This is a genomic window from Kitasatospora papulosa (assembly GCF_000717245.1).
Lineage (GTDB): Bacteria > Actinomycetota > Actinomycetes > Streptomycetales > Streptomycetaceae > Streptomyces > Streptomyces papulosus.
This window is the reverse complement of sequence record NZ_JNYQ01000004.1, coordinates 1,074,480-1,100,341: the sequence shown is the minus strand read 5'-3', so window position 1 is coordinate 1,100,341 and position 25,862 is coordinate 1,074,480. Positions and strand designations below refer to the sequence as shown.

The following is a 25,862-nucleotide window of genomic DNA, read 5'->3' as shown; positions in this document are numbered from 1 at the left end:
TGTAGTCCGACAGCCGCTCCGAGGGAATGGAACACCATGAGCAACCGTGCAGTCCTGGAGGTGATCGCTCTCGACGCGGAGGACGCGGTCGCGGCGCAGGCGGGCGGTGCTGACCGCCTCGAACTGGTCACCGACATGGCGGCCGACGGTCTGACGCCCCCGCTCAAGGTCTTCGAGAGCATCCGGTCCGCCGTCGACATCCCGCTCCGGGTCATGCTCAGGGTCGCGGACGGGTTCGCGGCCGGAGACATCGATGTCCTGGTGGACAAGGCCCGCACCCTGCGCGCCGCGGGCGCCGAGGAGTTCGTCCTCGGTTTCCTGGACCAGGACGGGCACGCCGACCTGGTCGCCGTCGAGCGGCTCGTCGCCGAGCTGAACGGCTGCCCGTGGACCTTCCACCGCGCCATCGACCGGGCCGCCGACCGCGACGTGCTGCGCAAGCACCTCGCCGACCTGCCGGGCCTGGACACCTACCTCACGGCCGGTTCACCGAGCGGCGTCGACGCCGGCATGGACGTCCTGCTCGACGAGGCGGCGCGCGCCGAGCAGCCGGGCTACGAACCGCAGATCATGGTGGGCGGCGGGCTGCGCCTGGACCACCTGCCGCGGCTGCGCGCCGCCGGTATCGAGGCCTTCCACATCGGAGGGGCCGCACGCCCCGGCGGCTGGAGCGGCCCGGTGGACACCGCGGCCGTACGGGAGTGGCGCACGGCCCTCGACGGCTGACGGGCGTCCGGGCCGCGGGTCCGGCCGGCCGGGCAGCCGGGGGCGTCCGGGCGAGGGCAGGGGTCACCCGTTCCCCTGCATCGGCGTGCCCCCGGGGCGGGGCCGGTCTTGAATGCTGCTGAGTGTTCCAGTTGCCCGGCCCCGTCCCGGAGTCCACATGTCGCACCAGCAGCCCGCCCACGGCTCCGGCACTCCCGTGCGCCGGGCGGGGGTGCTGCAGGCGACCGGGTCGTGGTGCGCGCGCCACTTCGTGGTCGTCATCGTGCTGTGGATCGCCGCGCTCGTCGCGCTCCAGGCCGTGCAGCACGCGTACGGGGGCGACTACTCCGACAACTTCGCGATCCCCGGGACCCAGTCGCAGGACGGCCTCGACGTCCTGGAGAAACACGCCCCCTCGGCCGGCGGCTACAGCAGCCAGGTGGTGGTGCACGACGCGGACAAGTCCCTCAGCGGGCTGAGCAGCCAGATGTCGACGGTGGTCGGCAGCCTGCAGAAGCTCCCCGACGTGCTCTCCGCGCAGAACCCGCTGACCGCGCCGAGCAGCACCGGCGGACCGGACGTGGGCCCGCTCTCCGCCGACGGGAAGACGGCGTACATCACCGTCCGGTTCAGCGAGCAGCCCTCCAGCCTCGGCTCCGGATACCTCGACGGCGTGGACTCCGCCGTGCGGCCGCTCCGGTCGGCGGGTGCCGCGGTGGAGTACGGCGGCTCGCTGGGTGAGCTGGCCCGGCCCAAGGCGAACGACCGCGTCAGCGAGGCCATCGGTTTCGGGGTGGCCGTCCTCGTGCTGCTGATCGGCTTCGGCAGCCTCCTGGCGGCCCTGCTCCCCCTGATCACGGCCCTCATCTGCGTCGTCTGCGGCCTCGGGCTGCTGGGGCTGCTGGCAGCGGCGACGACCTTCGCCACCGTGTCGCCGACCCTGGCCACGATGATCGGGCTCGGCGTGGGCATCGACTACGCCCTGTTCCTGGTCACCCGGCACCGCCAGAACCTCATGGACGGCCGGGATCCGGTGGCGGCCGCGGGCGCGGCCACGGCGACCAGCGGACGGGCCGTGCTGCTCTCCGGATGCACGGTGATCATCGCCCTCTGCGGACTGTGGGTCTCCGGCATCGGCTTCATCGGCAAGCTGGGCGTCGCGGCGGCCGTCACGGTCGTCACGGCGGTGCTCGGGGCCCTCACCCTGGTCCCGGCCATGCTCGGGCTGACCGGGCGGTACATCGACCGGATCCACGTCCGCAAGCCGGTCGCCGAGGTGGAGCCCGGCCCGGAGCCCGGGGCGGGGGCCGGGGCTGAGCCGGGCCCGGATGGGAGCGCGCGGCCCGGCCGGGAACCGACGACCGAACGAGGTCCGACGACGCACGGCACCTGGCACCGGTACGCGCAGCGGGTGGAGCGCCGCCCGTGGTGGTTCCTGGCCGCCGGGGTGGTCGTCCTGGCCGTCCTCGCCTTCCCCGTCCTCTTCATCCAGCTCGGGCACATCGGGGACGGCGCCGACCCCAGGTCCTTCACCGACCGGCGCGCCTACGACCTCATGTCCTCGGCCTTCGGCCCCGGGTCGAACGGCCCGCTGACGCTCGTGATCGACCAGAGCGAGGTGCCGCAGAGCGACCGGAGCGCGCTGGAGAGCCAGGTCCAGCAGTCCCTGGCCAAGGTGCCGGACGCGGCCTTCATCACCCCGCTCACCGCCACCCAGGACGGGGACGTCCTCACGGCGACCGCCTACTCCGTCGCCGCGCCGCAGGACGAGCGGACCACGAGCCTGGTCGACCGCCTGTCGGACGACGTCCTGCCCGCCGCGGTCCACGGCACCGCGGCGGACACCTATGTGACCGGCACGACGGCCGCCCAGGTCGACTTCCTGGACATCGTCTCCAGCAGGCTGCCCCTGATCATCGCGGTGGTGGTCGGCCTCGCCTTCCTCGTCATCCTGGCCGTCTTCCGCGGGCTGCTCGTCGCGGTCAAGGCGGCCCTGCTCAACGTCCTGTCGATCGCCGCCTCGTACGGAGTCGTGGTGGCCGTCTTCCAGTGGGGCTGGGGCGGTCCCGCGCTCGGCGTCTCGGGCGACGTCCCGATCGAGAGCTACGTGCCGATGATGATGTTCGCCATCGTCTTCGGCCTCAGCATGGACTACGAGATCTTCCTGCTGACCCGGATCCACGAGGCGTGGCTGGCCACGAACGACCCCAGGGCGAGCGTCGCGCACGCCCTGGAGATCACCGCACGGGTCATCACCTGCGCCGCCCTGATCATGGTCAGCGTCTTCGCGGCCTTCATCATCAGCGACAACATCGTCGTCAAGATGCTCGGACTCGGCCTCGCGGTCAGCGTGCTGATCGACGCCACCGTCGTACGGCTGCTGCTGGTGCCCGCGGTGATGACCCTGCTCGGCCGCGCCGCCTGGTGGACGCCGCGGTGGCTGGACCGGGTCCTGCCGCACCTCGACGCGGAGGGGTCCGGGACCACGGGCGGGGCGAAGGCGTCCGGGAACACATGACACGGGCGTACGCCCGGTCAGTCCAGCGGCGGCGCATGGCCCGAATCCAGCACCCGCAGGGCGCGTGAGGCGTCGAACGGCAGGATCGTCACCGCGACGTGCGGCAGCTGACCCAGCGCCCGGGCCATCTTCTCGCCGGTGCCCCGGTGGAGCAGCTTGCCCAGGGCGTTCGCGTACATCCGCCGCGGCACGAGCACCGTCAGCGACGTCTCCCCGTCCGCCGTGGTGCGGACGGCCAGTTCCCGCATCGCGTGCCGCAGCCTGCGGTCCGGGCACGCGACGAGCTCCAGGGGCACCGACGTCGCCGACGTCCTCTCCCAGGCGGCCGACAGCCGCCGGGCGTGCGCCTCGTCGATCGCGAAGTGCACCGCCCGTACCGTGTCGGGCCGCAGCTCGTGGGCGTACCGCAGTCCCTTCAGCGCCGCCAGGTCCAGCGTGTCGACCAGGACGAACACCTGATGCCGGCGGTCACGCGGCCGGTCCGTGCCCAGGGGCAGCCGCTCCAGCGCGGCGGCCTCGTGCCGGTACTCATGGTTGATCCGGGTCAGCGCCCAGACGCCGAGCGGGAAGATCACCACGACGAGCCAGGCGCCCTCGGTGAACTTGGTGACCGCGAAGATCAGGACCACGGCCGCGGAGATGACCGCCGCGAGCGCGTTGAGCGTGATCTTCACCCTGCGCAGCGGCTCGCGCCGCCGCAGGTGGTACGCGGTGAGACCGGACCCGGCCATGGTGAAGGCGGTGAACACGCCGATCGCGTACAGGGCCACCAGTCTGTCCACGCTGGCGCCGGTCGCCAGCAGCAGCGCCAGCGAGATGACGGCGAGCGAGATGATGCCGTTCGAGAAGGCGAGCCGGTGACCGCGCCGGGTCAGCACCCGGGGCAGGAACCGGTCCTGTGCGACGAAGCTGGCCAGGAAGGGGAAGCCGGTGAAGGGGGTGTTGGCGCCGGTGTAGAGGACCAGCGCCGTCGCCAGCTGCACGAAGACCAGTCCCGCGGTTCCCAGCGGCCCTCCGCCGAACACGAGCCGTGCCTCCTGCGCGATGACGGTCGGGGTGCCGTCGGTGTACGGGACGGCGTGGGTGAAGTGGGCCAGCGTCGAGACGCCCAGGACCAGTACGGCGAGCACGCAGCTCATGGCGACCAGGGTGCGCCGTGCGTTGCGGCCCTGCGGTTCACGGAACGCCGAGATGCCGTTCGAGATCGCTTCGAGCCCGGTCAGGGACGAACCGCCGTTGGCGAAGGAACGCAGCACGATGAAGAGGGAGGCACCGTACAGCCAGCCGTCTTCGGGAGTGCCCAGCGGGACCACACCCGCGGCGTGCAGATCGGCGCGCGGCAGCTCCCCGGCGATCCCGCGCACGGCCGCCACGAGGAGCACCAGCCCGACGGCGGCCATGAAGAGGTACGCGGGGAGCGCGAACATCCGGCCCGCCTCGCGGATGCCGCGCAGGTTCCCGTACGCGAGCAGGACGATCACCGCGACCGAGACCGGCAGCTGGAGATGGTCCAGGCCCGTCCAGTTGTCACCGGCCAGGTGGGCCAGCGAGATCAGGGCGTTGGTTCCGGCGGAGACCTGGACCGCGACGGTGACGATGTAGTCGACGAGCAGGGCCACGGCCGCGATCTGGGCGACGTTCGGCCCGAAGTTCTCCCGGGCGACCACGTAGGAGCCGCCGGCCCGGGTGTAGATGGTGACGACGTCGCTGTAACAGAGCGTCAGGAGCAGGAGGACCAGGAGGATCGCACCGGTCAACGGCATGATCATGGTGAAGGCGGCAGCCCCCACCACGGGCACCAGGACGCGCAGCATCTCCTCGGAGCCGTACGCCGACGAGCTGATGCAGTCGGAGGCCAGCACCCCGAGCGCCGTCCGGTTGTCCAGCTTCTCTTCGCTGATGTGCTCGGTGGTGAGCGGCTTCCCGAGGAGACGCCGCTTGACGCGGTACGCCGGCCGGTCGAGGGTCATGCCCTCATCACAGCGGGCGCCCGCCCGTGGGCCGGGCAGGCGCCACGGGCGGGCACTCGTCCGGCGTCAGCCGAGTTGTTCCGGCAGCGGCGAGGCGTGCAGCACGACCAGACCCGAGACCGCACGGGTCAGCGCGACGTACAGGCGGCGCAGGCCGGTGCGCTCGTCGGGTTCGCCGTCCACCACGGCCGCCGGTTCGTCCAGCACCACGTAGTCGTACTCCAGCCCCTTCGCCAGCGACGCCGGGACGAGGGTCAGCCGGGACTGAGCCGTGGTCTCCTCACCGGGGGAGAGGCAGCTGTGACCGGCCGCCGCGAGGGCCGCGGACAGGGCCGGGATCCGGGCGTCGGCCGCGATCAGGCCGATCGACCCCTCCTGGCGCAGCGACTCCTCGCACGCCGCGACGACCGCGGCGTCCAGCTCCTCCGCGGCCGCCACCTCCCGCACCACCAGGGAGCCGGGCGTCTCACGCACCGACTCCACGGGAGCGAGACCGGGCGAGATCGCGGGCAGCAGCCGCGACGCGTAGGCGATCACCTCGCGCGGCACACGGAAGCCGGCCGTCAGCTCCTCGACGACGGCGTCCGGCTTGCCCAGGTGGAACAGCGCCTGCTCCCAGCTCCGCGTCGACCACGGTGTCGTGCCCTGTGCCAGGTCGCCGAGCACCGTCGCCGAGCCGGTCGAGCAGCGGCGGCCCACCGCGCGGTACTGCATCGGGGACAGGTCCTGGGCCTCGTCGATGACGACGTGGCCCAGCGAGTGCGTCCGGGCCACCAGGTCGGCCGCCTCGTCGATCAGGACGGCGTCCGCCGCCGTCCACCTCGCCGCCTTCACGCTGCGGGCCGGCCGGGCCATGAGGACGTGCTTCTGCTCCTCGTCGGTGAGGACCCCGTCCGCGTGCGCGGCCAGGAAGTCCGCGTCCGTCAGGAGCCGCAGCACGAGCTTCGCCGGGTCCACGGCCGGCCAGATCGCCTTGACGGCCGCCTTCACCGCGGGATTGCGCGCCACCGCGTTCTGCACCCGGTCGTCCGGCGCCTCGCCCGCGGCCTCCATCTGTACGAGCACGGCGTGCGCGATGCGCTGCGGCAGGGCCTCGTGGGCGGCGCCGTACCGCATGTCGCGGGCCAGCAGCTCGGAGACCATCTCCTCGACCGCGTACGCCGGGACGCGCCAGCGGCGGGAGCCGCGCACCACCACGACCGGCTCCGCCGGGGGCGTCACATGGGAGCGGATCGCCCGGCGCAGCACGTCGGCCATCCTGGCGTCGCCCTTGATCACGGCGGCGGCCGACTCGTCGGTGCCCCGCACCTCGACGCGCGCCGCCACCAGGTCCTCGACGGTGGCCTGCTGCACTTCCAGCTCGCCGAGCGCGGGCAGGACCTGCTCGATGTAGTGGAGGAACGACCGGTTCGGGCCGACGACGAGGGTGCCGGTGCGGGCGAGCCGCTCGCGGTGCGCGTACAGGAGGTAGGCGACACGGTGCAGACCGACGGCGGTCTTCCCGGTGCCGGGGCCGCCCTGGACGCAGACCGTCCCGCCGAGCCCGCTGCGGACGATCTCGTCCTGCTCGGGCTGGATCGTCGCCACGATGTCGCGCATCGGCCCGACACGGGGCCGCTCGATCTCCGCCTGGAGGAGCTTGCTGGTCCGCTCCTCCTCCGCCGGGTCGCTGAGCCGCTCGTCCTCGTACGCGGTCAGCTCGCCCCCGGTGTAGCCGAAGCGGCGCCGGCGGTCGACGTCCAGCGGGTTGTTCCTGGACGCCTGGTAGAAGGGCTGGGAGACCGGGGCACGCCAGTCGATGACCATGGGATCGCCGTGCGCGTCGTGGACGTGGCGGCGTCCGATGTAGAACTGCTCGCCCTCCGCGCCCTCCGTCTTCTCCGCGCCGACCGCGTGCAGGTAGTCGAGGCGGCCGAAGAACAGCGGGGTGTGGGAGAGATCGGCGAGCGCCTTGATGCGGTCGTCGATCTGGGCCTGCAGCACGGCGGCGTTGACCCAGTTCGCCGTGACGTCACGGATGTCGAGGGCCTGCACGTCCTCGCGCATGGCGCGCAGCGCGGCACGGGACGCGGCGAGGTGGTCCCGCTCCTTGACCAGTGGATTGCTTGACTCTTCGTGCGCGGGCACGGTGTTGCCTCCGGCTTTTCGACGCAGGACGGCGGACAGGGCTCACCGCCCGGTCCGCTCGGGGACGTTCACACACGGATGCGCACGCGCGGGTGGGCGCGTGCGGCAGTAGTCGTCGGCCGGTTTCCGTCCGGTCGGCGGCGCTCCCCCGGCTGCCGGCCGCTCGGAAGGGCTGGCCGGTACCACGGTTCGGGAGGCGGGCAGACCGGCGATTGTAGCGATCGCGGCACCCGGGGGCGAACGAATTGACGCGGTGCCGTGTCCGTCCCGTAGGGGACGGCATGCGACCTGGGGCCTACCCCCGGCCGTCCGCGCTTCGGCCCGCAGGCCGATGCCGGGGCGCCGGCGGGCGGAGCACCATGGAATGCATGAGCAGCCTTTATCTGAACCCGGACAGGACCGGCCCCGCGCACGGCGCGACCGCGGCGACCGGTCACCCACGAGGCCACCGCATGGGAAACGCGGTGCGCGCCGTCTCCGTGTTCGCGCGCACCGCGTTCGGTGTGGCCGTGCTCGGTGAGTACGCGGAGGAGGCGGGCGTCGTACGCCACCGCTGAGCCCCCGGCCGGCGACCCTGTCAGCTCTCCGTCAGCAGCTCGTCCGCGTCGACGATCCGGTACGCGTAGCCCTGCTCGGCCAGGAACCGCTGGCGGTGCGCCGCGAAGTCCTGGTCGATCGTGTCCCGGGCGACCACCGAGTAGAAGCGGGCCTCGTGCCCGTCCGCCTTCGGCCGCAGCACCCGGCCCAGCCGCTGCGCCTCCTCCTGGCGCGAGCCGAACGTCCCCGACACCTGGATCGCGACGGTCGCCTCCGGCAGGTCGATCGAGAAGTTCGCGACCTTCGACACGACCAGCACGCTGATCTCGCCCTCGCGGAACGCGTCGAACAGCTTCTCGCGCTGCGCGTTGCTCGTCTCACCCTTGATGACCGGGGCGTCCAGGTGCTCACCGAGCTCGTCGAGCTGGTCGATGTACTGCCCGATGACGAGGGTCTGCTCGCCCTGGTGCTTGCGCACGAGTGCCTCGGTGACCTTGCGCTTCGTGTCGGTCGTCGCGCAGAACCGGTACTTCTCCTCGGCCTCGGCCGTCGCGTACGCCAGGCGCTCCGAGTCCGTGAGGTTCACGCGGACCTCGACGCAGTCGGCGGGCGCGATGTAGCCCTGCGCCTCGATCTCCTTCCACGGCGCGTCGAACCGCTTGGGCCCGATGAGCGAGAAGACGTCCGACTCGCGCCCGTCCTCGCGCACCAGCGTCGCGGTGAGGCCGAGGCGGCGGCGGGCCTGGAGGTCGGCGGTGAACTTGAAGACCGGCGCGGGCAGCAGATGCACCTCGTCGTAGATCACGAGCCCCCAGTCGCGGGAGTCGAACAGCTCCAGGTGCGGGTAGATCCCCTTACGGCGCGTGGTCAGCACCTGGTACGTCGCGATGGTGACCGGCCGGATCTCCTTGCGCGTACCGCTGTACTCGCCGATCTCGTCCTCGGTCAGCGAGGTCCGCTTCACCAGCTCGTGCTTCCACTGCCGGGCGGACACGGTGTTGGTGACCAGGATCAGCGTGGTCGCCTTGGCCTCGGCCATGGCACCGGCCCCGACCAGCGTCTTGCCGGCACCGCAGGGGAGCACGACGACGCCCGAGCCACCGTGCCAGAACCCGTCGACGGCCTGCTTCTGGTACGGACGCAGCGCCCAGCCGTCCTGGTCGAGCTCGATCGGGTGCGCCTCGCCGTCGACGTAACCGGCGAGGTCCTCGGCCGGCCAGCCCAGCTTCAGCAGCGTCTGCTTGATCTGCCCCCGCTCGGAGGGGTGCACGGCCACGGTGTCCGGGTCGAGGCGTGCCCCGACCAGCGGCTGGACCTTCTTCGAGCGGAGGATCTCCTCCAGCACCGGCCGGTCGTTGGACGTCAGCACCAGTCCGTGCACCGGGTGCTTGGACAGGGTGAGGCGGCCGTACCGCGCCATCGTCTCGGCGATGTCGACGAGGAGTGCGTGCGGCACGGGGTAGCGCGAGTACTCGACCAGGGCGTCGACGACCTGCTCGGCGTCGTGCCCCGCGGCACGGGCGTTCCACAGGCCGAGCGGGGTCAGCCGGTAGGTGTGGATGTGCTCGGGTGCACGCTCCAGCTCGGCGAAGGGCGCGATGGCACGACGGCAGGCCTCGGCCTGGTCGTGGTCGACCTCCAGGAGCAGCGTCTTGTCACTCTGGACGATGAGGGGTCCGGTCACGCGCGTCGGCCCTTTCCGGCGTGGGGTGGCCGCCCGGGTGCGAACGGCCAAACGTCCAGTGTGCCGCATCGCGGGCGTGAGCGGGCGGGGCCCTGCGCGGCCCGGTGTCCCGTCGCCGCCCGTCAGGACCGCCGCGCCGGACCGCGATCCGGCAGCCGCCCGGCCCGTAGCGTGGAGGGATGGACGACACGGAGCCGGACCGGGGCGCGGACCACGACGACCGGGGCTACCCGGCCCGCCACGCCCCGCGGTGCTCCGGCCTCGGTGAGCTGGACGCCCTCGTCACGCGGTGCCGGGCCTGTCCCCGGCTGGTCGCCTGGCGGGAGGAGGTCGCCGAGGTGAAGCGCGCCGCCTTCCAGGACGAGGAGTACTGGGGGCGGCCCGTGCCCGGGTTCGGACCCGCGGACGCGACGGTGGCGGTGGTCGGGCTCGCGCCCGCCGCGCACGGCGGCAACAGGACCGGCCGCATGTTCACGGGTGACGCGGCCGGTGACTTCCTCTTCGCCGCGCTGCACGACGTGGGGATCGCCTCCCAGCCGTCCTCCGTCCACCCCGGGGACGGCCTGACCCTGCGCGGGGTGCGGCTCACCTCGCCCGTGCACTGCGCGCCCCCGGCCAACAAGCCCACTCCCGGGGAACGCGACACCTGCCGGGCCTGGCTGTCGGCCGAGCTGGACCTGCTGAGCCCGGGGCTGCGCGTGGTGGTGGCCCTCGGTGGTTTCGGCTGGCAGGCCCTGCTTCCGGTGCTGGACGAGGCGGGCTGGCGGGTGCCACGCCCGCGGCCGGTGTTCGGCCACGGCGCCCATGCCGTGCTGCCCGCCACGGAGCGCAGACAGGAGCTGCACCTGCTGGGCAGCTACCACCCGAGCCGACGCAACACGTTCACGGGCCGGCTCACCATGCCGATGCTCGTCGACGTGCTGCGTGAGGCCGCCGCCCTCGGCGGGCTGCCGGCCGGCCGGTCCGTCGCTCCGTAGAGCCGCCCGCCTGCCCGCCCGTCAGCTCGTCTGCTCGTCGGCGAGTTCCGCGACGCCCGTGATCCGGTGCAACGGATACGTCCGGACCTCGTCGGCGGTGTGGTCGTAGGCCGTCACGAAGCCGCCCTCCACCTTGACCGGGGCGATCACCCGCTGGCTGGCCGCGCCGTCCGCGTTGACGTAGCCGATCCAGACCGCCGAACCGGTCATCGCCGCCGCCTGCACCGTGGCCAGGGTCTCGGCCGGGGTCGTACGGGGAAGGGCTCCCGCCGGCCCGGTGTCAGCGCTCTCCCTGTGGACGGCCCTGGCCGCCGTGTCACCGGCCCTGACGGCCCGAACCGCGGCGGACAGCAGCGTGGCGTCCGGGACCGGAGGGCCCTCGGGGACGGGCACGGGCGGCGTACGCGGCGGGGTGCGGCGGGCGCCGGCCCGGGTGATCAGCACGTCGCCCTCGGCGGACTCGGCGGCCGGGGCGTACCCCATCTCGCGGAGCCCTTCGAGGAGCGACCCCGGGTCGGCCTGCGCGGCCAGCACGGTCGGTGCGAGCCTGCGCAGCCGCAGGGTCGCCGAGCGCTTGTCGGCCAGGATCTCGTTGAGCACGGCCTCGTCGTCGCAGCGCACGTAGGCGGAGGCGGCGCCGATCCTCAGATGGCCGTGACGGCGTGCCACGTCGTCGATGAGGTAGCTCAGCGGCTGCGGCACGGGGGTGCGGCTGTGGGTGGCGAGGAACGCGTGGAGGTCGGTCGCGGCCCGCCCGGCGTCGAGCGCGCGGCGCACGGAACCAGGCGTGAAGCGGTAGACCGTCGCGCCGCCCTTGGACTCCACGTCCGCGAGCACCGAGAGCATGTCTGCGAGCGGGCGTTCCAGCGGGCCGGGGGCGACCGCCGTCAGGTCGGCCTGGAGCAGCACGTGGTCCAGGGGCTCGGGGAGCAGCGGGGCGAGCCGGGCGGCGGCGGTGTCAGGACCCTCGTCGAGGAGCGCCCGGGCCTGGGAGGAGAGGGCCCCGCGTCCGGTGACCCCGAGCAGCTCCGCCTCGTTGGCCGTCCACAGGGCGATCCGGGAGCGCAGGTCGGAGGCGTCGCCGGGGGCCGCCGGCGCGGTCGCGCGCAGCGGACGTTCCCAGCGGAGCCGGGCGAGCAGGGTCTGCGGGTCGGGTGCGGTGCCCGGCGGGAGCGCGGCCAGCAGGGCCAGGACCCGGTGGCGTACCTCGGGCGCGGCCGAGCGGTCCAGGTCGGGGCCGAGCGCCGACAGGGCCCGGCCCTTGGAGTCCTGACCGCCGATCAGGCCCGCGGTGCGGGTGGCGGCGAGCCAGGCGGTGACGACGTGGGTCCAGCGGTCCTGGGCGGGCAGGTCCAGCCACTCGTCGGACGCGGGCGTCGGGGCGTACCGCTCGTCGGTCCCGCCGTCGGAGGCCACCAGGCCCGCCGCGTAGGCGAGTTCGATCCAGAAGGCGGCGACCGGCTCGGTGACGTCGAGCGCCGCGGCGGCACGCTTCAGGTCGCGCACGCTCAGGCCGCCCGCGCGGAGGATCGCGGGGCCGCCGTCGTTCCACAGCTTCAGCAGTTCCTCGAGGGTGGACAGCGCCGTGAAGCCCTGACCGGCCGCCGCTCTGTCCACAGCCTGGGGATCCCGTTCGGCCGCCGCCACGAGTTCGGGGGCGAGGGGCTCGGGCACGCGGTGTGCGCGGCCCGCCCGCAGGTGCAGCGCCGCCTCGCGCGGCAGGACGACGGTGCGCGTCGACACGGGCAGCAACAGCCCGCGGTCGCGCAGCCATTGCACGGGAGGGGCGGGGTTCGGGGTGACCTCCCCGTACGGCGGTCCCCAGACCAGCCGGTCGAGCACGGAGAGCGCCTCGACCGGCGCGGTGTCCAGCAGCTCCGCCATCCTGGTCCGGTCCGTGAACAGCCCGGTCAGCGCGGTGACCGCGGACACCGGGTCGTGGGTGGCCGACAGCCCGGCGGCGGCCAGGATCTCCTGCAGCCTGCCGGGCGACATCCCGGCCGTGGCCTCGGCGACGGTCGGCCCGAGGCCCGTGGGGGAGGGGTGCTGCGGGGACGGGGCGAGCAGCTCGCGCGCGGTGCGTACGAGGTGCAGTGCCGTGTCCTCGCCCCAGACCAGGGCCTGTTCGCGCAACGTCGCGAGGGCGCCGGGCAGTGCGGCGGTGATCGTCGCACCCGCGTCGTCGCGCCCTTCGCCGTCGTCCTGGCCGTCACCGGTGAGGAGCGCGAGCAGCGTGCCGTACGGAGCGGGGTCCGGCGCCACGGCCAGTGCCTCCGCGGTCTGGAGGGCGAAACGGTCGAGGTGCTCCAGCGCTCGGACGACGGAGGCGCGCGTGCCGGCGCGCGTCGCCAGCTGGGTGATGTCGTTCGGCACGGGGCTGAGCAGGTCGGGGCGCGCGCGCAGCAGCCCTGCCAGCGATTCGTCGCCCCGGGCGCGCAGAGCTTCGGCGAGCGTACGCGGTGGTGTGGTCGTCCCCATCCGTCCCACGGTAGCCGCTGGAACGCTACCGTCGGGGCAGGGCGGGTGACGGGAGAACCATCGCGTGGGCATCGAGAGCGACCAGCTTGTCTTCGACTATCTCAGCCGGGTCGGTGACCTGGCGCAGCAGCAACAGCTGTCCTCGGGCGCCCGGATGAGACTCGTCGCGACGCTCCGGGGCGAGATCGACCGGCAGCGCGGCACCGACGGTTCGGACTCCCCGGCCGTGGTCCGGCGCATCCTCGGCAGGCTCGGCGCACCCGGTGAACTCGTCTCCGCGGCGGCCGAGTCGGGCGACGGGGCGGTGCCGCTGCCGTCCCCCCGGGCCGACGCCGCCGCGGGCGCGGCGGACCCGCGCGGGGTGCCGCGGGCGCGGCGGGGGATGCTCCGGAAAGACGCGTCACGCAAGGGCGCGTCGCAGAGTGCGGAGGAGCCCTCGCCCCCCGGGTCCGCAGGTCCCGGACCGGAGGCCGCGCGGCCCGTACCCGAGGAGCGTGGCGCCGGGGAGCCGGTGACGGACTGGCCCTCGGCGTCGGCCCCGCACATGGCGGGCCTGGACCAGGCGCCGTCCGGGGGCGAGCCCGAGTGGTGGCGGATCGAGCCCGGGCCCTTCGGGGAGGGCGGCCGGGGGCCCTCGGGCATGTCGGGGGCGACGGGGCCGGGTACGGCGGTGCCGGGGTTCGTCGGCGGGCTGGAGAGCCCGGAGCTGTTCGGGATGCCGAGCGCGCCGAAGGCGCCGGGGCCGCGTGCCCCGGTGGAGGCGGAGCCCGGACCGGAGGAGGCGGCCCCGAAGGCCGCGGAGCCCGTCCCGCCCGCGCCCCCGCGCCGCCCGAGGCTGCGGCTGCGCCGCCCCCGCCGGGCCGTCGTGGACACCGGGGCGGCGGCGCGGCCCCGGCTCTCGAACCCGTTGCTGCTGCTGGCCGCCGTGCTGCTCGTGGCCGGGGCCGTGCTCGGTTCGTGGCTGGCGCTCGCGGGCGGCTGGCTGCTGGCGTACAGCTCGCGGAAGTTCTCGCGGGCGGAGGCGAAGTGGGTGGCGATGGGCCTGCCCGGCGTGGTGGTGGCCGGCGCCTTCGTCTGGGTGTGGGGGCGCATGGACGGCCGCTGGGGCGAGCCCCTCGCCGAGGGTGCGGTGGGCGACGCGATGACGGAGGCCTGGCCGGTGGTGGTGCGGGTGGCTGCGGTGGCGTCGGCGCTGTACCTCGTGTGGCGGTCCCGCCGGCTGCCCGGCTGAGGACGCGGCGGGCACGCGCGGCAAGGGAGTGTACGTTCGTACATCTCAGGGGTACGATCGTGCGCATGCCGACGGACTACTTCGCCAACGATCCGCGCACCAACCACGAACGCATGCTCGCGGGCGACCTCTACATCGCCGACGACCCCGAGATCGCCCGGCAGCAGCAGCGGGCGATGCGTCTCATGGCCCGCTACCAGGGCGCCGAGGACGCGGACACCGCCAGGGCGATCCTCGCCGAGCTGCTGGACTCCGTGGGCGAGGGCGTCGACGTGCGCCCGCCGCTGTACGTCGACTACGGCAGCAACATCACCATCGGGGCCCGCACGTTCGTCAACTACCACCTCACCGCGCTGGACGTCGCGCGCATCACCATCGGCGAGGACTGCCAGATCGGCCCGAACGTCCAGCTCCTCACCCCGACCCACCCCGTGGAACCGGGGCCCCGGCGCGACAAGCTGGAGGCCGCGCTCCCCATCACGATCGGTGACAACGTCTGGCTCGGGGGCGGCGTCATCGTCTGCCCCGGGGTGACCATCGGCGACAACTCCGTGATCGGCGCGGGCGCGGTGGTCACGAAGGACATCCCCGCCGACGTCGTCGCCGTGGGCAACCCCGCCCGCGTCGTCCGCGGCGTCTGATACTCCTGTCCCATGGCCACCGGACGTACCGATCCGCAGCGGCGCGAGCGCATCCTCGCCGCCACCCTCGACCACATCGCCGAGGAGGGCGTCGCGGGCGTCTCGCACCGCAAGATCGCCGTACGCGCCGATGTTCCGCTGGGCTCCATGACGTACCACTTCGGCGGCATGGACGATCTGCTGCGGGAGGCCTTCACCCGCTTCGCCGATCACATCGTGGCCGTGTTCGAGCTGTACCTGGGCCGGGTCGACACCCCCGAGCAGGCGCGTGAGGCCGTCATCGACCTCATCCACGTGCTGTCCGAAGGACCCCGCCGGGACCTCGTCCTCACCCAGGAGCTCTACACGCTGGCCGCGCGGCGCGACGAGTACCGCGAGCTCACCCACGCCTGGATGAACCGCAGCCGCCGCCTCCTGGAGCAGCACTTCGACCCGGACACCGCCCGCACGCTGGACGCGCTGATCGAAGGGCTGGCCCTGCACCGGTCGCTCGACACCGAGCCGCAGAGCCGTGAGCTGACACGGCTGGCGGTGCGGCGGATGACGTCCGGCGGCTGAGCGGACCTCTCACCTGGCCGCGGCGGCGCCCGTCGTACGACCCCGAAACCGCCTGTGGGGCGCGGACCTGACCCCGCGCCCCACAGGCACACCCGCCCGCTACCCGGTCGGACCGGCCGGGGCGGGAGCCCAGGGCGCTCCGGGCACGACGAGCGGCGAACCCGTGACCGGGTCGGGGACGACGACGGCCTCCAGACCGAAGACCTCCCGCACCAGCCCGGCCGTGACGACGTCACCGGGCCGTCCCTCGGCGACGATGCGGCCCTCCTTCATGGCCACGAGGTGGTCGGCGTACCGGGCGGCCTGGTTGAGGTCGTGCAGGACGGTCACGACGGTCCGTCCGCGGGTGCCGTCCGCCGCCGGGGCGGCGAGCCGGCGCACCAGGTCCAGGACCTCGACCTGGTGGGCGATGTCGAGGTAGGTCGTGGGTTCGTCGAGCAGCAGCAGGTCCGTGTCCTGGGCGAGCGCCATCGCGATCCACACGCGCTGGCGCTGGCCCCCGGACAGCTCGTCCACCGGCCGGTCGCCGAGCGCCGTGACGTCCGTGCGCTCCATGGCCTCCGTCACCGCGCGCTCGTCCTCGTCCGACCACTGCTGCCACCAGCGCTGGTGCGGCTGGCGGCCCCGGGCGACCAGGTCCGAGACGGTGATCGCCTCGGGGGCCACGGGCGTCTGCGGGAGCAGCCCGACCGACTGGGCGATCGTGCGGGTGGGGATGCGCGAGAGCTCCGTGCCGTCCAGGAGCACCGACCCGCCGGCGGGCTTCAGGAGCCTGCCGAGGGCCCGCAGCGTCGTGGACTTGCCGCAGGCGTTCGGGCCGACGATGACCGTCACGCAGCCGTCGGGAACGGCCAGGTCCAGCTCGTGGACGACGGTGCGGTCGTCGTAGGCCAGCGTCAGGGAGCGTGCCGCGAGCCTGGACGTGGCGCCGTTCTCGGTACGGGTGGTCGTCATGCGTTGCCTCCAGCGCGGCCGCCGTGGCCACGGATGATCAGCCAGATCAGATACGGGGCGCCGACCGCCGCCGTCAGCACGCCCACCGGCAGCTCGGTGGGGGAGAAGAGCCTGCGGGCCAGCAGGTCCGCGAACACGACGATCACGGCGCCGAGCAGGGCCGAGCACAGCAGCGGGATCTGTGCCGTACGCGTCATCCGGCGGGCGATCTGCGGGGCGAGCAGGGCCACGAAGTCGACCGGTCCGGCCGTCCCCGTCGCCACGGACGCCAGGACCACCCCGAGGGCGACGAGCCCCAGCCGCACGCGCCCGAGGCGGACGCCCAGCGCCGTCGCGGTGTCGTCGTCCATCGAGACGGTGCGCTGCGCGCGCGCCGCCCACAGCACGGCGGGCAGCAGGACGAGGAGCGCCCAGCCGATCGGCGCGGCCTCCTCCCAGCCCCGGCCGTTGAGGGAGCCCGTCATCCAGATCTGCGCCTGCTGGGCGACCAGGTAGTCGCCCTTCGTCAGGAACAGGGTCGTCACCGACCGCAGGGCGATCGCGAAGCCGATCCCGATGAGGACGAACCGGGTCGCGTGGAGTCCGCCGCGCCACGCGAAGGCGTACACGAGGGCCGCTGCGGCGACCCCGCCGACGACCGAGAGGTAGGGCAGGACGGTGTAGGAGGTGAGGCCGAAGGTCATCGCGCCGACCGTGAGCGCGCTCGCGCCCTGGCTGATGCCGATGATGTCGGGGCTGGCGAGCGGGTTGCGGGCCACGGTCTGGATCAGTGCCCCGGCGATCCCGAACGCCGTGCCCACCAGGAGCCCGACCACCATGCGGGGCAGCCGCAGCGTGCCCACGACTAGTTCGTCCGGTGACGGCTGCCCGAGGACGACCCGCACGGCCTCCGCCGGCGCCACGAAGCTCTCGCCGACGCAGAGGTACGCGACACAGACCGCCGCCAGGACGACGGTCAGAGCCGCCGCGACGAGCCCCGCCCGCCGGTGGACGAGGAAGCGGCCCCGCTTCCCGATCCGCACGACCCGGTAACCGGCGGGCCGGACCGGAGTGCGTACGGGCACTGCCGTGTCCGCGCTCATGCGGGCACCGCCTTCCGGCGTACGAGGGTGACGAGGAACGGGACGCCGATCAGGGCCGTCATGACGCCCGCCGGGACCTCGCCGGGCGGGAACAGGACCCGGCCGACGACGTCGGAGACGAGGAGCATCGCCGGGCCGACGAGTGCGGCCATGGGGAGCACCCAGCGGTGGTCGCTGCCCACGAGCGCGCGGGCGATGTGGGGGACGGCGAGGCCGACGAAGGCGATCGGCCCGGCCGCCGCGACGCCCGCGCCGGTGAGCACGGTCGCCCCGATCCCGCCGACGATCCGGACCGCCGCGACGTTCTGCCCCAGGCCCTTCGCGACGTCCTCGCCGAGTGCCAGCGCGTCGAGTCCGCGCGCCACGGACACCACGAGGACGGTGCCGATCAGGAGGAACGGCCAGATCTGCTGGGCGACCTGGGCCTCGCGTCCGGCGATCGAGCCCACCTGCCAGAAGCGGAACTCGTCGAGGGCCGAGGCCTTCGTGGTGAGGACCGCCATCGTGACCGACACCAGCAGCGCGTTGATCGCGGCCCCGCCCAGCGCGAGCTTCACCGGGGTCGCGCCGCCACGGCCCCGGGAGGCGATGGCGTACACGGCCACGGATGCGACGGCGGCCCCGCCGAAGGCGAACCACACGTAGCCGGTCAGGGTGTGGATCCCGGCGTACGCGATGGCCAGCACCACGGCCACCGAGGCACCCTGGCTGATCCCGAGGATCCCGGGGTCGGCGATGGGGTTGCGGGTGATGCCCTGGAGCACCGTGCCGGCGAGGGCGAGCGCCGCGCCGACCATCAGCCCGATCACGGTGCGCGGCACCCGCATCTGCCGGATCACCTCGGCGGCGTCCGAGTGCCCGCCGTGCAGCAGCGCGTCGAGGACCGCGGACGGCGCGATGCTCCTCGCCCCCACGGCGAGGCTGAGCAGGACGGACAGCAGCAGGGCGACGACGGCCGCGGCGGTCGCGAGCGCGCGTCTGGACAGGCGTGGAGCGGCGGCTGCCATCGGGACCAATCGGGGTGGGCGAGGACCGGGGACCGGCACGGAACGGGGCATTGCGAGGTAAGGCTTGGCTAAGTCTATGTGCGCGCCGCAGGCACCGGCAGGGCGCCTCCGGGCCCCGCCCTCAGGCCCGCTCCCGGCGCGTCTCCACCTCCCGGGCGGTGACGGGTGCGTGCACGCCGTACACGTCACCGGCCCGCAGAAGGGCGGGCGTGCTGTGTGCACCGCGCTCGGCGACGAAGGAGACCGCCGTCAGGGAGTCCGGCTGCCAGAACGTGCGGTAGTACGGTGCGTTCCCCGGGTACTCCGGGATCTCCACCAGCGGCACCCCGCGGCGGTCCAGGAGCCGGCGCAGCTTCTCGAAGCGGAGCCGGGGCGTGAAGCGCCCGTAGCGTTGGCGCAGCACCTCGCCGGGGACGGTGGGGTCGCGGCGGGCGAGCCGGTGCACCTGGAGGCCGAAGTGGTGTCCCTCCCACGGGTCCCGGGCGTGGGCGCGGTGGAAGTGGAACTCCGTGAGGCCGTAGTCGCGGGACATGGCCCGTCCGCCGAAGGTGCTCTCGGCGAAGTCCGGGCCCAGGACGGCCGCGACCCGGTCGGGGGAGTCGGTCGGGCGCAGGCCGAGCACGGTACCGGTGGTGACGGCGTGGACGTAGAACGCCAGGGAGTACGGGGTCAATGCGGGTTCCTCGGCGGGGGCGGGGCAGGGTGTCGTGAGTCTGCACGCCGACGGCCCGTTCCGGACCGCCGGGGCCCCGCCGCCCGGGGGCCGGACACCGGGGCCGGGGCGGTCGGCACAATGGGGAGCATGTCCTCACACACCTTGACGGTCGGCTTCGACCTCGACATGACGCTCATCGACTCCCGGCCCGGCATCAAGGCCGCCTACGTGAGACTCGCCGCCGAGACGGGTGTGTACATCGACACGGACCTCGTCGTCAGCCGCCTCGGGCCGCCGCTCGAGGACGAGATGGCCAACTGGTTCCCGGCCGACGAGATCGCCGCGGCCTGCGACCGGTACCGCGCGATGTACCCGGACACGGCGATCGCGCCGACCACCGCGCTCCCCGGTGCCAGGGAGGCCGTGGAGGCCGTCCAGGCGCTCGGCGGGCGGGCCGTGGTCGTCACCGCCAAGTACGAACCGAACGCCAAGCTCCACCTGGCGCACCTCGGCATCGCGGCGGACGTCCTGATCGGCGGCCTCTGGGCCGAGGGCAAGGCGGAGGCGCTCCTGGAGCACGGCGCGCGGGTCTACGTCGGCGACCACACCGGGGACGTACGCGGGGCCCACGCCGCGAACGCCCTGTCGGTCGGCGTCACCACCGGCCCGTGCGACGAGGAGGAGCTGCGGACGGCGGGAGCCGACGTGATCCTTCCGGACCTCACGGCGTTCCCCGCCTGGCTGAGGACCTTCGCGGGCGCCTGACGACCGGGGCAGGGGCCGGGCCGGGAGCCGCGGACACCTGATTCGCGCCATTGTCCGGGAGCGGCCCGGTCCCCTCCCGGGAGGGCGCGCGCCCGAGGATCCGGCGCGGGAGCGGGGTCCGGCCGCGGGAGGCGTGGGCGGCTACCTCGCGGCGGCGCGCTTCGGGGAGTTCTTCCACACCGAGCGCACCACCCCCGCGCCCGCGATCAGGAAGCCCAGGCCCATCAGCATGCACACCGCGTACGCGACGGGCGGGAAGGGGTCGGTGCCCAGGAACAGGGGGGCGACGGTGACGAGGGTGGCCAGTGCGCCGATGAAGAAGACGATCGCGCCGACCTGTACGAGCCGGTCGCCTGCGCCGGAAGGAGTAGTACTCACCCGGCCAGGGTAGTTCCCAGCTCGGCGGAACCCTTCGGCGACGTCTTGTGTCCGGCTCCCGGGCCATTAGCCTGGGACACGGCGGGTCGCAGACCCGCTGTACTGCTATCCGGAGCCGTTTTCCGCGGCTCCCCCGCGCACCGACGAGATCGAGGACGAGGACAGACGTGCCCACGGGTAAGGTCAAATGGTTCAATTCGGAAAAGGGCTTCGGCTTTCTTTCCCGCGACGACGGCGCCGACGTCTTCGTCCACTCCTCCGTTCTCCCGGCCGGCGTCGAAGCGCTGAAGCCCGGTCAGCGCGTCGAATTCGGTGTGGTCGCCGGCCAGCGCGGTGACCAGGCCCTCTCCGTGGTGATCCTCGACCCCACACCGTCCGTCGCCGCCGCGCAGCGGCGCAGGCCCGACGAGCTCGCCTCGATCGTGCAGGACCTCACGACCGTCCTGGAGAACATCACGCCGCTGCTGGAGCGTGGCCGCTACCCCGACAAGGCCGCGGGCGCGAAGATCGCCGGCCTGCTGAGGGCCGTCGCCGACCAGCTCGACGTCTGACGCACCCGGCGGACGGCCGGACCCCGGCGGGTCCGGCCGTCCCCCCGGTCAGCGCCCGGTGACGGAGAACGCGTCCGGGGCCAGTGCCGGCACGAGGCCCTCGGCCGCCGCCCGGGTCAGCAGGCCGCGGATCGCCGCGTAGCCGTGCTCACCGAGGTCGGCGGTGAACTCGTTGACGTACAGCCCGATGTGCTGGTCGGCCACGGACGGGTCCATCTCCTGGGCGTGCTCCAGGACGTACGGGCGCGAGCGCTCCGGGTCGTCCCAGGCCATCCGCACCGACGTCCGGATCGCCTCCGACAGCCGGTTCAGCGTCTCCTCGCCCAGCGAGCGCTTGGCGATGATCGCGCCGAGCGGGATCGGCAGGCCGGTGGTCGACTCCCAGTGCTCGCCCATGTCGGCGAGGCTGTGCAGACCGTAGTTCTGGTAGGTGAAGCGCGCCTCGTGGATGACCAGTCCGGCGTCGACCCGGCCGTCGCGCACCGCGGGCATGATCTCGTCGAACGGCATGACGACGATCTCGCCCACCCCGTCCGGCACGACCTCCGCCGCCCACAGCCGGAACAGCAGATAGGCGGTGGAGCGCTCGCTCGGCACGGCGACGGTCTTCCCCGTCAGGTCCGTGCCCGCCTCCTTCGTGAGGACGAGCGGCCCGCAGCCACGTCCGAGGGCTCCCCCGCACGGCAGCAGGGCGTACTCGTCGAGGACCCAGGGCAGGACGGCGTAGGACACCTTCAGCACGTCGAGCTCGCCCCGCTCGGCCATGCCGTTGGTGAGGTCGATGTCGGCGAAGGTCACGTCGAGGGCGGGCGCGCCGGGGACCCTTCCGTGCGCCCAGGCGTCGAAGACGAAGGTGTCGTTCGGGCACGGCGAGAAGGCGATCCGCAGCGCGGGGAGCGGTGCCCCGGCCGGGTCGGTCGCGGTGTCAGTCACGGTGTCGGTCGAGTCGGTCATGCCGGGTCCAACTTTCCACTACGGGTGCGGTCTTCCCGAACGCCTCGGTGAGCGCGGCCAGCGCGTCCCCGATACGCCAGGCCTCGCGGTCGCGCGGCCCCACGGTGTTCGAGACGGCCCGGAGCTCCAGCGCCGGGACGCCGAACCGGTCGGCGGCCTCGGCGACGCCGAAGCCCTCCATGGCCTCGGCGACGGCTCCGGGGTGTGCGGCCAGCAGCTCGGCGGTGCGCGCCGCGCTGCCGGTCACGGTGGAGACGGTGAGGACGGGGCCCGGCACGGCGCCGGTGGCCTCCGCCACGTCCCGTACGAGGGCCTCGGGCGGCAGGAACGTGTCCCTGCCGAAGCCGAGACCGGTGACGGGCACGAAACCGTCCGGGGTCTCCGCGCCGAGGTCGGCGGCGACGATGCCGGTCGCCACGGCGAGGGAGCCGACGGGCGCCGCGGGGGCGAACCCGCCGCCGATGCCCGCCGAGACGACGAGTGCGTACGGATCGTCGGCGGGCGCGGTGGCCAGGGCCAGAGCTGTCGCCGCGGCCGCCGCGGCGGGGCCCACGCCGCCCGCGAGGACGTCGAACGGGCCGGCGCGGTGCACTTCGCCGCCCGGTACCTCACGCACCCGCCGCCCGGCCCCGAACGCACGCGTGACCGCGTCCCGCTCGGCCGGGACGGCGGTCACGACAAGCACCCGCACAGCGGTGGTCCTCGGAATCAGGGGGTCAGGACGTCTTCGTGAGCTGGAAGTGCCAGACGCCCGTGAGCTTCTGACCCTTGGTCTCCACGATGCTGATCTGCGTCTTGTCCGCCGTCGTCTCGCCCGTCTGGCTCGCGAAGAACGCGCTGCCGGGGATCGAGCGGTAGGTCTTCTTGTACGGCTCCTGCTCGGCCTGCTGGCCGTTGATGAACAGGGTCCATCCGTTGTCCGCGACCTCGGGGTCGACGCCGAAGCGGACCTTGTCGTCCATCGCGACCTTGACGGACTTCTCCGCCTTCTTGTTGAGGCAGCCCTGGATCTCGGACTCCTTGAGGGCGTTGCCGTCGTTGTAGCAGGCGGCCTCGGTGCTCACCGAGTTGTCGCCGACCGTCACGGTGGCGAGCGGCGTCGGCTTGTCGCAGGCGGACAGGACAAGGAGCCCCGCGGACACGGCACCGAGAGCGACGCCGATTCGACGGCTCTTACCGGAGAAGAACGGAACGGTCATGCGCCGAAGGTTATCGGTCGGTGCCGCTCACGCCACGCGGGGGTGCGGTGAGCCGCGCCGTGCGGCCCCGAGGAGACCCCGTACGGAGGCGCCCGCGCCCAGTGCGAGGATCCCGGCGGCGACCGACATGCCGAGTGCTCCGTTGAGGGGAAGCGCGATGCCGATCGCCCCGCCCACCACCCAGGACATCTGGAGCAGCGTCTCCGAACGCGCGAAGGCCGACGTACGCACCTCCTCCGGCACGTCGCGCTGGATCATCGCGTCCAGCGACAGCTTCGACAGTGCCTGGGTGAATCCCGCGACCGCGGCGAGCGCGGCCACCATCACCGTGCTGAAGAAGATCGCGGCGAGCACCGCCACCCCCAGGGCGAGCCCCAGCACCGTGGCGACGATCAGCTCGGGACCGCGCGCCCTGAGCCACGAGCCGACCGCCGTGCCGAAGGCGTTGCCGGCTCCGGCGGCCACGCCGACGATGCCGAGGGAGACCGCGGCGCTCTGCCCGGCCAGCGGATGCTCGCGCAGCAGGAAGGCCAGATAGAAGATGAGGAAGCCGGACAGCGCGCGGTGCGCTGCGTTGGCCTGGAGGCCGTGCAGGACGGACGGTCCGACGGAACGGAGCCCGGGCGGCTTCTCCCGCCCCTTCCTCCCGCCGGCCCTGGTGCTGCCGGACCAGCGTCCCTTCGACCCCTTGGGGACCTCGGCGGGGGCGGGCGGACGGACCGCTTCCTCGTGGGGGACGACCAGCCGGGCCTTCCGCTCCCCCTTCGCGGAGTCGACCTTGGGGGGCAGCGTGAAGGCGAGGACCGTCCCGCAGAGGAAGATCACGCAGGCTCCGTAGAGGGGCCAGGGGGACCCGATGCTCTGCAGCCCCGCCCCGATCGGCGCCGCGACGCCCGTCGCCAGGAGACCGGCCAGGGTGACCCGTGAGTTGGCCTTCACGAGGGAGAAGCGGGGCGGCAGGAGGCGCGGCACGACGGCGCTGCGCACCACCCCGTACGCCTTCGAGCAGACGAGGACACCCAGCGCCGCCGGATAGAGCTCCAGTCCGCCCGTGGCCACCGCGCCGGACATCGTGATCGCGAGCACGGCCCGCGCGAACATGGCGCCGGCCATCGCGGCGCGACGGCCGTGCGGCAGCCGGTCCAGGAGCGGGCCGACCACCGGGGCGAGCAGGGTGAAGGGGGCCATCGTGACCGCGAGGTAGAGGGCGACGCGCCCGCGCGCCTCGTCGGTCGGCACGGAGAAGAAGACCGTGGAGGCGAGCGCCACGGTGATCATGACGTCTCCGGCGCCGTTGACCGCGTGCAGTTCGATCAGTTTGCCGAGACCGGACTCGCCCGCCCCGTGGGCGTGCGTCGCCTTGCGGATCCCCCGCGCGGCGCCGGTGAAGGGGGCGCGCAGGGCACGGGCCATCGCCCGGCCCGCCCTGCGGAGCGGGCCGGATCCGTCGGACGACCTGGCGGCGGCCACGTGGTCATAGTGCCCCACCCCCTGCCGTGACGAACCCATGATCGGTCCGCGGCGCGGTCCGGTCCGCTCCGTCGGGTGAGTCCTCCCCGGCCGGAAAACGGCTGGGACACACCGGTGTTCCCGGGCGTTTCCGCCTCCGGCCCGGCCGCGGAGCCGGAGCCGGGCCGAAAGGGTTACGGACCTGTTTGGGACGGGCAGGTGGGCTCGGGGCGGCGGAGAGGGTAGCGTGCACTCACGCGCCACCGGCGGTTGTTCTTGGCCGCGCGCCTCTCCGCGATCCCGCAGAATGGGTGGCAGAAGGCGCGCCCGAGGCAGGCACAACGGGTGTGGACGTCGACGCGGCCCCCAGGTCCGCTCCGCCCACAACTGTCATGGCCGAAATCGGACATCGATGGAGCTGCTGGCGCGCTCGTGAGACGGCGTATGGAGAGAAGCGAGACCTGTGAGTGCTGCGACGACGCGAAGCCGTACGGCCCGTACCCCCGCCCCCGACCGCCTGTGCGCCGAGGCGGTAGACCTCGCACGCGCGGCGGCGGAGGAAGCCGCCGCGCCCGGAGTGGTGGGTGAGCACGTGGCCGTGGTCTCCGAGGGGGACCGGGTGGTCACGCACTACTTCGAGTCCAAGGAGCCCGGCTACCGGGGCTGGCGCTGGGCGGTGACGGTCGCCAGGGCCTCCCGCGCCAAGAACGTCACCCTTGACGAAACGGTGCTGCTGCCCGGGTCCGACGCGCTCCTCGCCCCCGAGTGGGTGCCCTGGAGCGAGCGGCTGCGGCCCGGTGACATGGGTCCCGGCGATCTCCTGCCGACCGAGGCGGAGGATCCGCGCCTGGAGCCAGGCTGGACGGGCGAGGACGAGCCCCTGCCGAACTCCGCCGTCTCCGACGTGTCGCAGGAGCTGGCCGCCCTCGCCGACGCGGAGGACGCGGAGCTGACGACGCTGCCCGCGACGAACCGCGGCTCGATCACCTCGGTCGCCGAGGAGCTCGGCACGCGCCGTGCGCGGGTGCTGTCCCGGTACGGACTGGGGCTCGCGGCGGACCGGTGGGACGAGGAGTTCGGCGCGAGGACACCCATGGCGCAGGCGGCGCCGGCGTCCTGCGTCACCTGTGCGTTCCTGGTGCCGATGGCGGGTTCACTGAGGCAGGCCTTCGGCGTCTGCGCGAACGAGTTCGCCCCGGCGGACGGCCGGGTGGTCTCCCTGTCGTACGGCTGCGGGGGCCACTCCGAGGCCGCGGTCATGCCGAAGCCTCCGAAGCCGGCGCCGCACGCGCTGGACACCATGCGGGTGGACACGTACGCGCTGCGTCCGGCGGACGACTCCGGCTCGGTCCCGGCGCAGCCCGACGGCTCGACGGAAGACCTCGGCCACTCCTGACGCCGCCGCACGCCCAGGGTCCGGCGCGGTGCCGGACCCCGGCGGC

At 73.6% G+C, this 25,862-nt stretch carries 23 protein-coding genes; 10 read left to right on the top strand and 13 right to left on the bottom strand.

What is annotated here, in order from left to right; genetic code table 11:
• Positions 1-36 precede the first annotated feature (36 nt).
• On the top strand, positions 37-726 hold the full coding sequence (locus IA22_RS0116315) for a copper homeostasis protein CutC (protein ID WP_014154822.1): 690 nt from the start codon (positions 37-39) through the stop codon (positions 724-726).
• 157 nt (positions 727-883) lie between these two features.
• Positions 884-3,223 carry an MMPL family transporter gene (locus IA22_RS0116310; RefSeq protein ID WP_030123988.1) on the top strand — a complete coding sequence of 780 codons (2,340 nt, stop codon included), beginning with the start codon at positions 884-886 and terminating at the stop codon, positions 3,221-3,223.
• A 17-nt stretch (positions 3,224-3,240) separates the two neighbouring features.
• Here IA22_RS0116310 and IA22_RS0116305 read toward each other — a convergent pair whose 3' ends face one another.
• Together IA22_RS0116305 and IA22_RS0116300 are read right to left on the bottom strand one after the other, a co-directional pair.
• The gene (locus tag IA22_RS0116305; protein ID WP_014154820.1) at positions 3,241-5,193 is read right to left on the bottom strand and encodes an APC family permease; all 1,953 of its coding nucleotides are present in this window, start codon (positions 5,191-5,193) and stop codon (positions 3,241-3,243) included.
• 66 nt (positions 5,194-5,259) lie between these two features.
• Positions 5,260-7,320: a HelD family protein gene (locus tag IA22_RS0116300; RefSeq protein ID WP_014154819.1), complete on the bottom strand. Its 2,061-nt coding sequence runs from the start codon at positions 7,318-7,320 to the stop codon at positions 5,260-5,262.
• Positions 7,321-7,688: 368 nt separating this feature from the next.
• On the opposite strand from IA22_RS0116300, the gene IA22_RS0116295 reads away from it, so the two are divergent.
• The gene (locus tag IA22_RS0116295; protein WP_030123987.1) at positions 7,689-7,877 is read left to right on the top strand and encodes a hypothetical protein; all 189 of its coding nucleotides are present in this window, start codon (positions 7,689-7,691) and stop codon (positions 7,875-7,877) included.
• A gap of 20 nt (positions 7,878-7,897) precedes the next feature.
• Here the strand turns inward: IA22_RS0116295 and IA22_RS0116290 are convergent, their stop codons facing one another.
• A complete protein-coding gene (locus tag IA22_RS0116290) occupies positions 7,898-9,541 on the bottom strand; it encodes a DNA repair helicase XPB (protein WP_014154817.1) in 1,644 nt (547 codons plus the stop codon).
• A gap of 179 nt (positions 9,542-9,720) precedes the next feature.
• On the opposite strand from IA22_RS0116290, the gene IA22_RS0116285 reads away from it, so the two are divergent.
• Positions 9,721-10,518 (top strand): uracil-DNA glycosylase, encoded by a 798-nt coding sequence (locus tag IA22_RS0116285; RefSeq protein WP_014154816.1) that lies wholly within the window; start codon positions 9,721-9,723, stop codon positions 10,516-10,518.
• 21 nt (positions 10,519-10,539) lie between these two features.
• Here IA22_RS0116285 and IA22_RS0116280 read toward each other — a convergent pair whose 3' ends face one another.
• Positions 10,540-12,996: a helicase C-terminal domain-containing protein gene (locus IA22_RS0116280; protein WP_014154815.1), complete on the bottom strand. Its 2,457-nt coding sequence runs from the start codon at positions 12,994-12,996 to the stop codon at positions 10,540-10,542.
• Between the two features lie 64 nt (positions 12,997-13,060).
• Between IA22_RS0116280 and IA22_RS0116275 the strand changes: the two genes are divergently transcribed.
• From IA22_RS0116275 to IA22_RS0116265, 3 genes are all read left to right on the top strand, one after another.
• Positions 13,061-14,227, top strand: coding sequence for a hypothetical protein (locus IA22_RS0116275; RefSeq protein WP_030123986.1), 1,167 nt, complete (start codon positions 13,061-13,063; stop codon positions 14,225-14,227).
• A gap of 65 nt (positions 14,228-14,292) precedes the next feature.
• Positions 14,293-14,868 (top strand): sugar O-acetyltransferase, encoded by a 576-nt coding sequence (locus IA22_RS0116270; RefSeq protein WP_014154813.1) that lies wholly within the window; start codon positions 14,293-14,295, stop codon positions 14,866-14,868.
• A 12-nt stretch (positions 14,869-14,880) separates the two neighbouring features.
• Positions 14,881-15,426: a TetR/AcrR family transcriptional regulator gene (locus IA22_RS0116265; protein ID WP_015578225.1), complete on the top strand. Its 546-nt coding sequence runs from the start codon at positions 14,881-14,883 to the stop codon at positions 15,424-15,426.
• 99 nt (positions 15,427-15,525) lie between these two features.
• On the opposite strand, the gene IA22_RS0116260 is transcribed toward IA22_RS0116265, so the two are convergent.
• The 4 genes from IA22_RS0116260 to IA22_RS0116245 form a co-directional block, all read right to left on the bottom strand.
• Positions 15,526-16,380: an ABC transporter ATP-binding protein gene (locus IA22_RS0116260; protein ID WP_014154811.1), complete on the bottom strand. Its 855-nt coding sequence runs from the start codon at positions 16,378-16,380 to the stop codon at positions 15,526-15,528.
• Positions 16,377-17,462 carry a FecCD family ABC transporter permease gene (locus IA22_RS0116255; RefSeq protein WP_030123985.1) on the bottom strand — a complete coding sequence of 362 codons (1,086 nt, stop codon included), beginning with the start codon at positions 17,460-17,462 and terminating at the stop codon, positions 16,377-16,379. Before IA22_RS0116255 ends, IA22_RS0116260 begins: the two co-directional genes overlap by 4 nt.
• Entirely contained in the window at positions 17,459-18,520 is a 1,062-nt protein-coding gene (locus tag IA22_RS0116250) for a FecCD family ABC transporter permease (RefSeq protein WP_403942842.1), read from the bottom strand. The genes IA22_RS0116255 and IA22_RS0116250 overlap by 4 nt, the downstream gene beginning before the upstream one ends.
• A 70-nt stretch (positions 18,521-18,590) precedes the next feature.
• Complete coding sequence (locus IA22_RS0116245) at positions 18,591-19,142, bottom strand: hypothetical protein (protein WP_030123984.1); 552 nt, start codon at positions 19,140-19,142, stop codon at positions 18,591-18,593.
• Between the two features lie 120 nt (positions 19,143-19,262).
• Between IA22_RS0116245 and IA22_RS0116240 the strand changes: the two genes are divergently transcribed.
• Positions 19,263-19,889 (top strand): HAD family hydrolase, encoded by a 627-nt coding sequence (locus IA22_RS0116240; RefSeq protein ID WP_014154807.1) that lies wholly within the window; start codon positions 19,263-19,265, stop codon positions 19,887-19,889.
• A gap of 141 nt (positions 19,890-20,030) precedes the next feature.
• Here IA22_RS0116240 and IA22_RS0116230 read toward each other — a convergent pair whose 3' ends face one another.
• Positions 20,031-20,267 carry a hypothetical protein gene (locus IA22_RS0116230; protein WP_014154806.1) on the bottom strand — a complete coding sequence of 79 codons (237 nt, stop codon included), beginning with the start codon at positions 20,265-20,267 and terminating at the stop codon, positions 20,031-20,033.
• 167 nt (positions 20,268-20,434) lie between these two features.
• Between IA22_RS0116230 and IA22_RS38020 the strand changes: the two genes are divergently transcribed.
• Positions 20,435-20,818 (top strand): cold-shock protein, encoded by a 384-nt coding sequence (locus IA22_RS38020; protein ID WP_014154805.1) that lies wholly within the window; start codon positions 20,435-20,437, stop codon positions 20,816-20,818.
• A 48-nt stretch (positions 20,819-20,866) separates the two neighbouring features.
• Here the strand turns inward: IA22_RS38020 and IA22_RS0116220 are convergent, their stop codons facing one another.
• Genes IA22_RS0116220 through IA22_RS0116205 form a run of 4 tightly spaced genes read right to left on the bottom strand, consistent with a single transcriptional unit; the run spans position 20,867 to position 24,441 of the window.
• Entirely contained in the window at positions 20,867-21,772 is a 906-nt protein-coding gene (locus IA22_RS0116220; protein ID WP_014154804.1) for a 1,4-dihydroxy-6-naphtoate synthase, read from the bottom strand.
• A complete protein-coding gene (locus IA22_RS0116215) occupies positions 21,744-22,463 on the bottom strand; it encodes a futalosine hydrolase (protein WP_030123982.1) in 720 nt (239 codons plus the stop codon). Before IA22_RS0116215 ends, IA22_RS0116220 begins: the two co-directional genes overlap by 29 nt.
• Before the next feature lie 25 nt (positions 22,464-22,488).
• Entirely contained in the window at positions 22,489-22,971 is a 483-nt protein-coding gene (locus tag IA22_RS0116210; RefSeq protein ID WP_030123981.1) for a hypothetical protein, read from the bottom strand.
• A gap of 27 nt (positions 22,972-22,998) precedes the next feature.
• The gene (locus tag IA22_RS0116205; RefSeq protein ID WP_030123980.1) at positions 22,999-24,441 is read right to left on the bottom strand and encodes an MFS transporter; all 1,443 of its coding nucleotides are present in this window, start codon (positions 24,439-24,441) and stop codon (positions 22,999-23,001) included.
• A gap of 442 nt (positions 24,442-24,883) precedes the next feature.
• On the opposite strand from IA22_RS0116205, the gene IA22_RS0116200 reads away from it, so the two are divergent.
• A complete protein-coding gene (locus IA22_RS0116200) occupies positions 24,884-25,816 on the top strand; it encodes a DUF3027 domain-containing protein (RefSeq protein WP_014154800.1) in 933 nt (310 codons plus the stop codon).
• Positions 25,817-25,862 lie beyond the last annotated feature (46 nt).

Coding starts and splice junctions, on each gene's coding strand:
- IA22_RS0116210 (WP_030123981.1), bottom strand. CDS start 22,971: ATGACCGTTCCGTTCTTCTCCGGTAAGAGCCGTCGAATCGGCGTCGCT.
- IA22_RS0116295 (WP_030123987.1), top strand. CDS start 7,689: ATGAGCAGCCTTTATCTGAACCCGGACAGGACCGGCCCCGCGCACGGC.
- IA22_RS0116255 (WP_030123985.1), bottom strand. CDS start 17,462: ATGAGCGCGGACACGGCAGTGCCCGTACGCACTCCGGTCCGGCCCGCC.
- IA22_RS0116270 (WP_014154813.1), top strand. CDS start 14,293: ATGCCGACGGACTACTTCGCCAACGATCCGCGCACCAACCACGAACGC.
- IA22_RS0116250 (WP_403942842.1), bottom strand. CDS start 18,520: ATGCCCCGTTCCGTGCCGGTCCCCGGTCCTCGCCCACCCCGATTGGTC.
- IA22_RS0116240 (WP_014154807.1), top strand. CDS start 19,263: ATGGGGAGCATGTCCTCACACACCTTGACGGTCGGCTTCGACCTCGAC.
- IA22_RS0116310 (WP_030123988.1), top strand. CDS start 884: ATGTCGCACCAGCAGCCCGCCCACGGCTCCGGCACTCCCGTGCGCCGG.
- IA22_RS0116315 (WP_014154822.1), top strand. CDS start 37: ATGAGCAACCGTGCAGTCCTGGAGGTGATCGCTCTCGACGCGGAGGAC.
- IA22_RS0116220 (WP_014154804.1), bottom strand. CDS start 21,772: ATGACCGACTCGACCGACACCGTGACTGACACCGCGACCGACCCGGCC.
- IA22_RS0116305 (WP_014154820.1), bottom strand. CDS start 5,193: ATGACCCTCGACCGGCCGGCGTACCGCGTCAAGCGGCGTCTCCTCGGG.
- IA22_RS0116260 (WP_014154811.1), bottom strand. CDS start 16,380: ATGACGACCACCCGTACCGAGAACGGCGCCACGTCCAGGCTCGCGGCA.
- IA22_RS0116285 (WP_014154816.1), top strand. CDS start 9,721: ATGGACGACACGGAGCCGGACCGGGGCGCGGACCACGACGACCGGGGC.
- IA22_RS0116280 (WP_014154815.1), bottom strand. CDS start 12,996: ATGGGGACGACCACACCACCGCGTACGCTCGCCGAAGCTCTGCGCGCC.
- IA22_RS0116265 (WP_015578225.1), top strand. CDS start 14,881: ATGGCCACCGGACGTACCGATCCGCAGCGGCGCGAGCGCATCCTCGCC.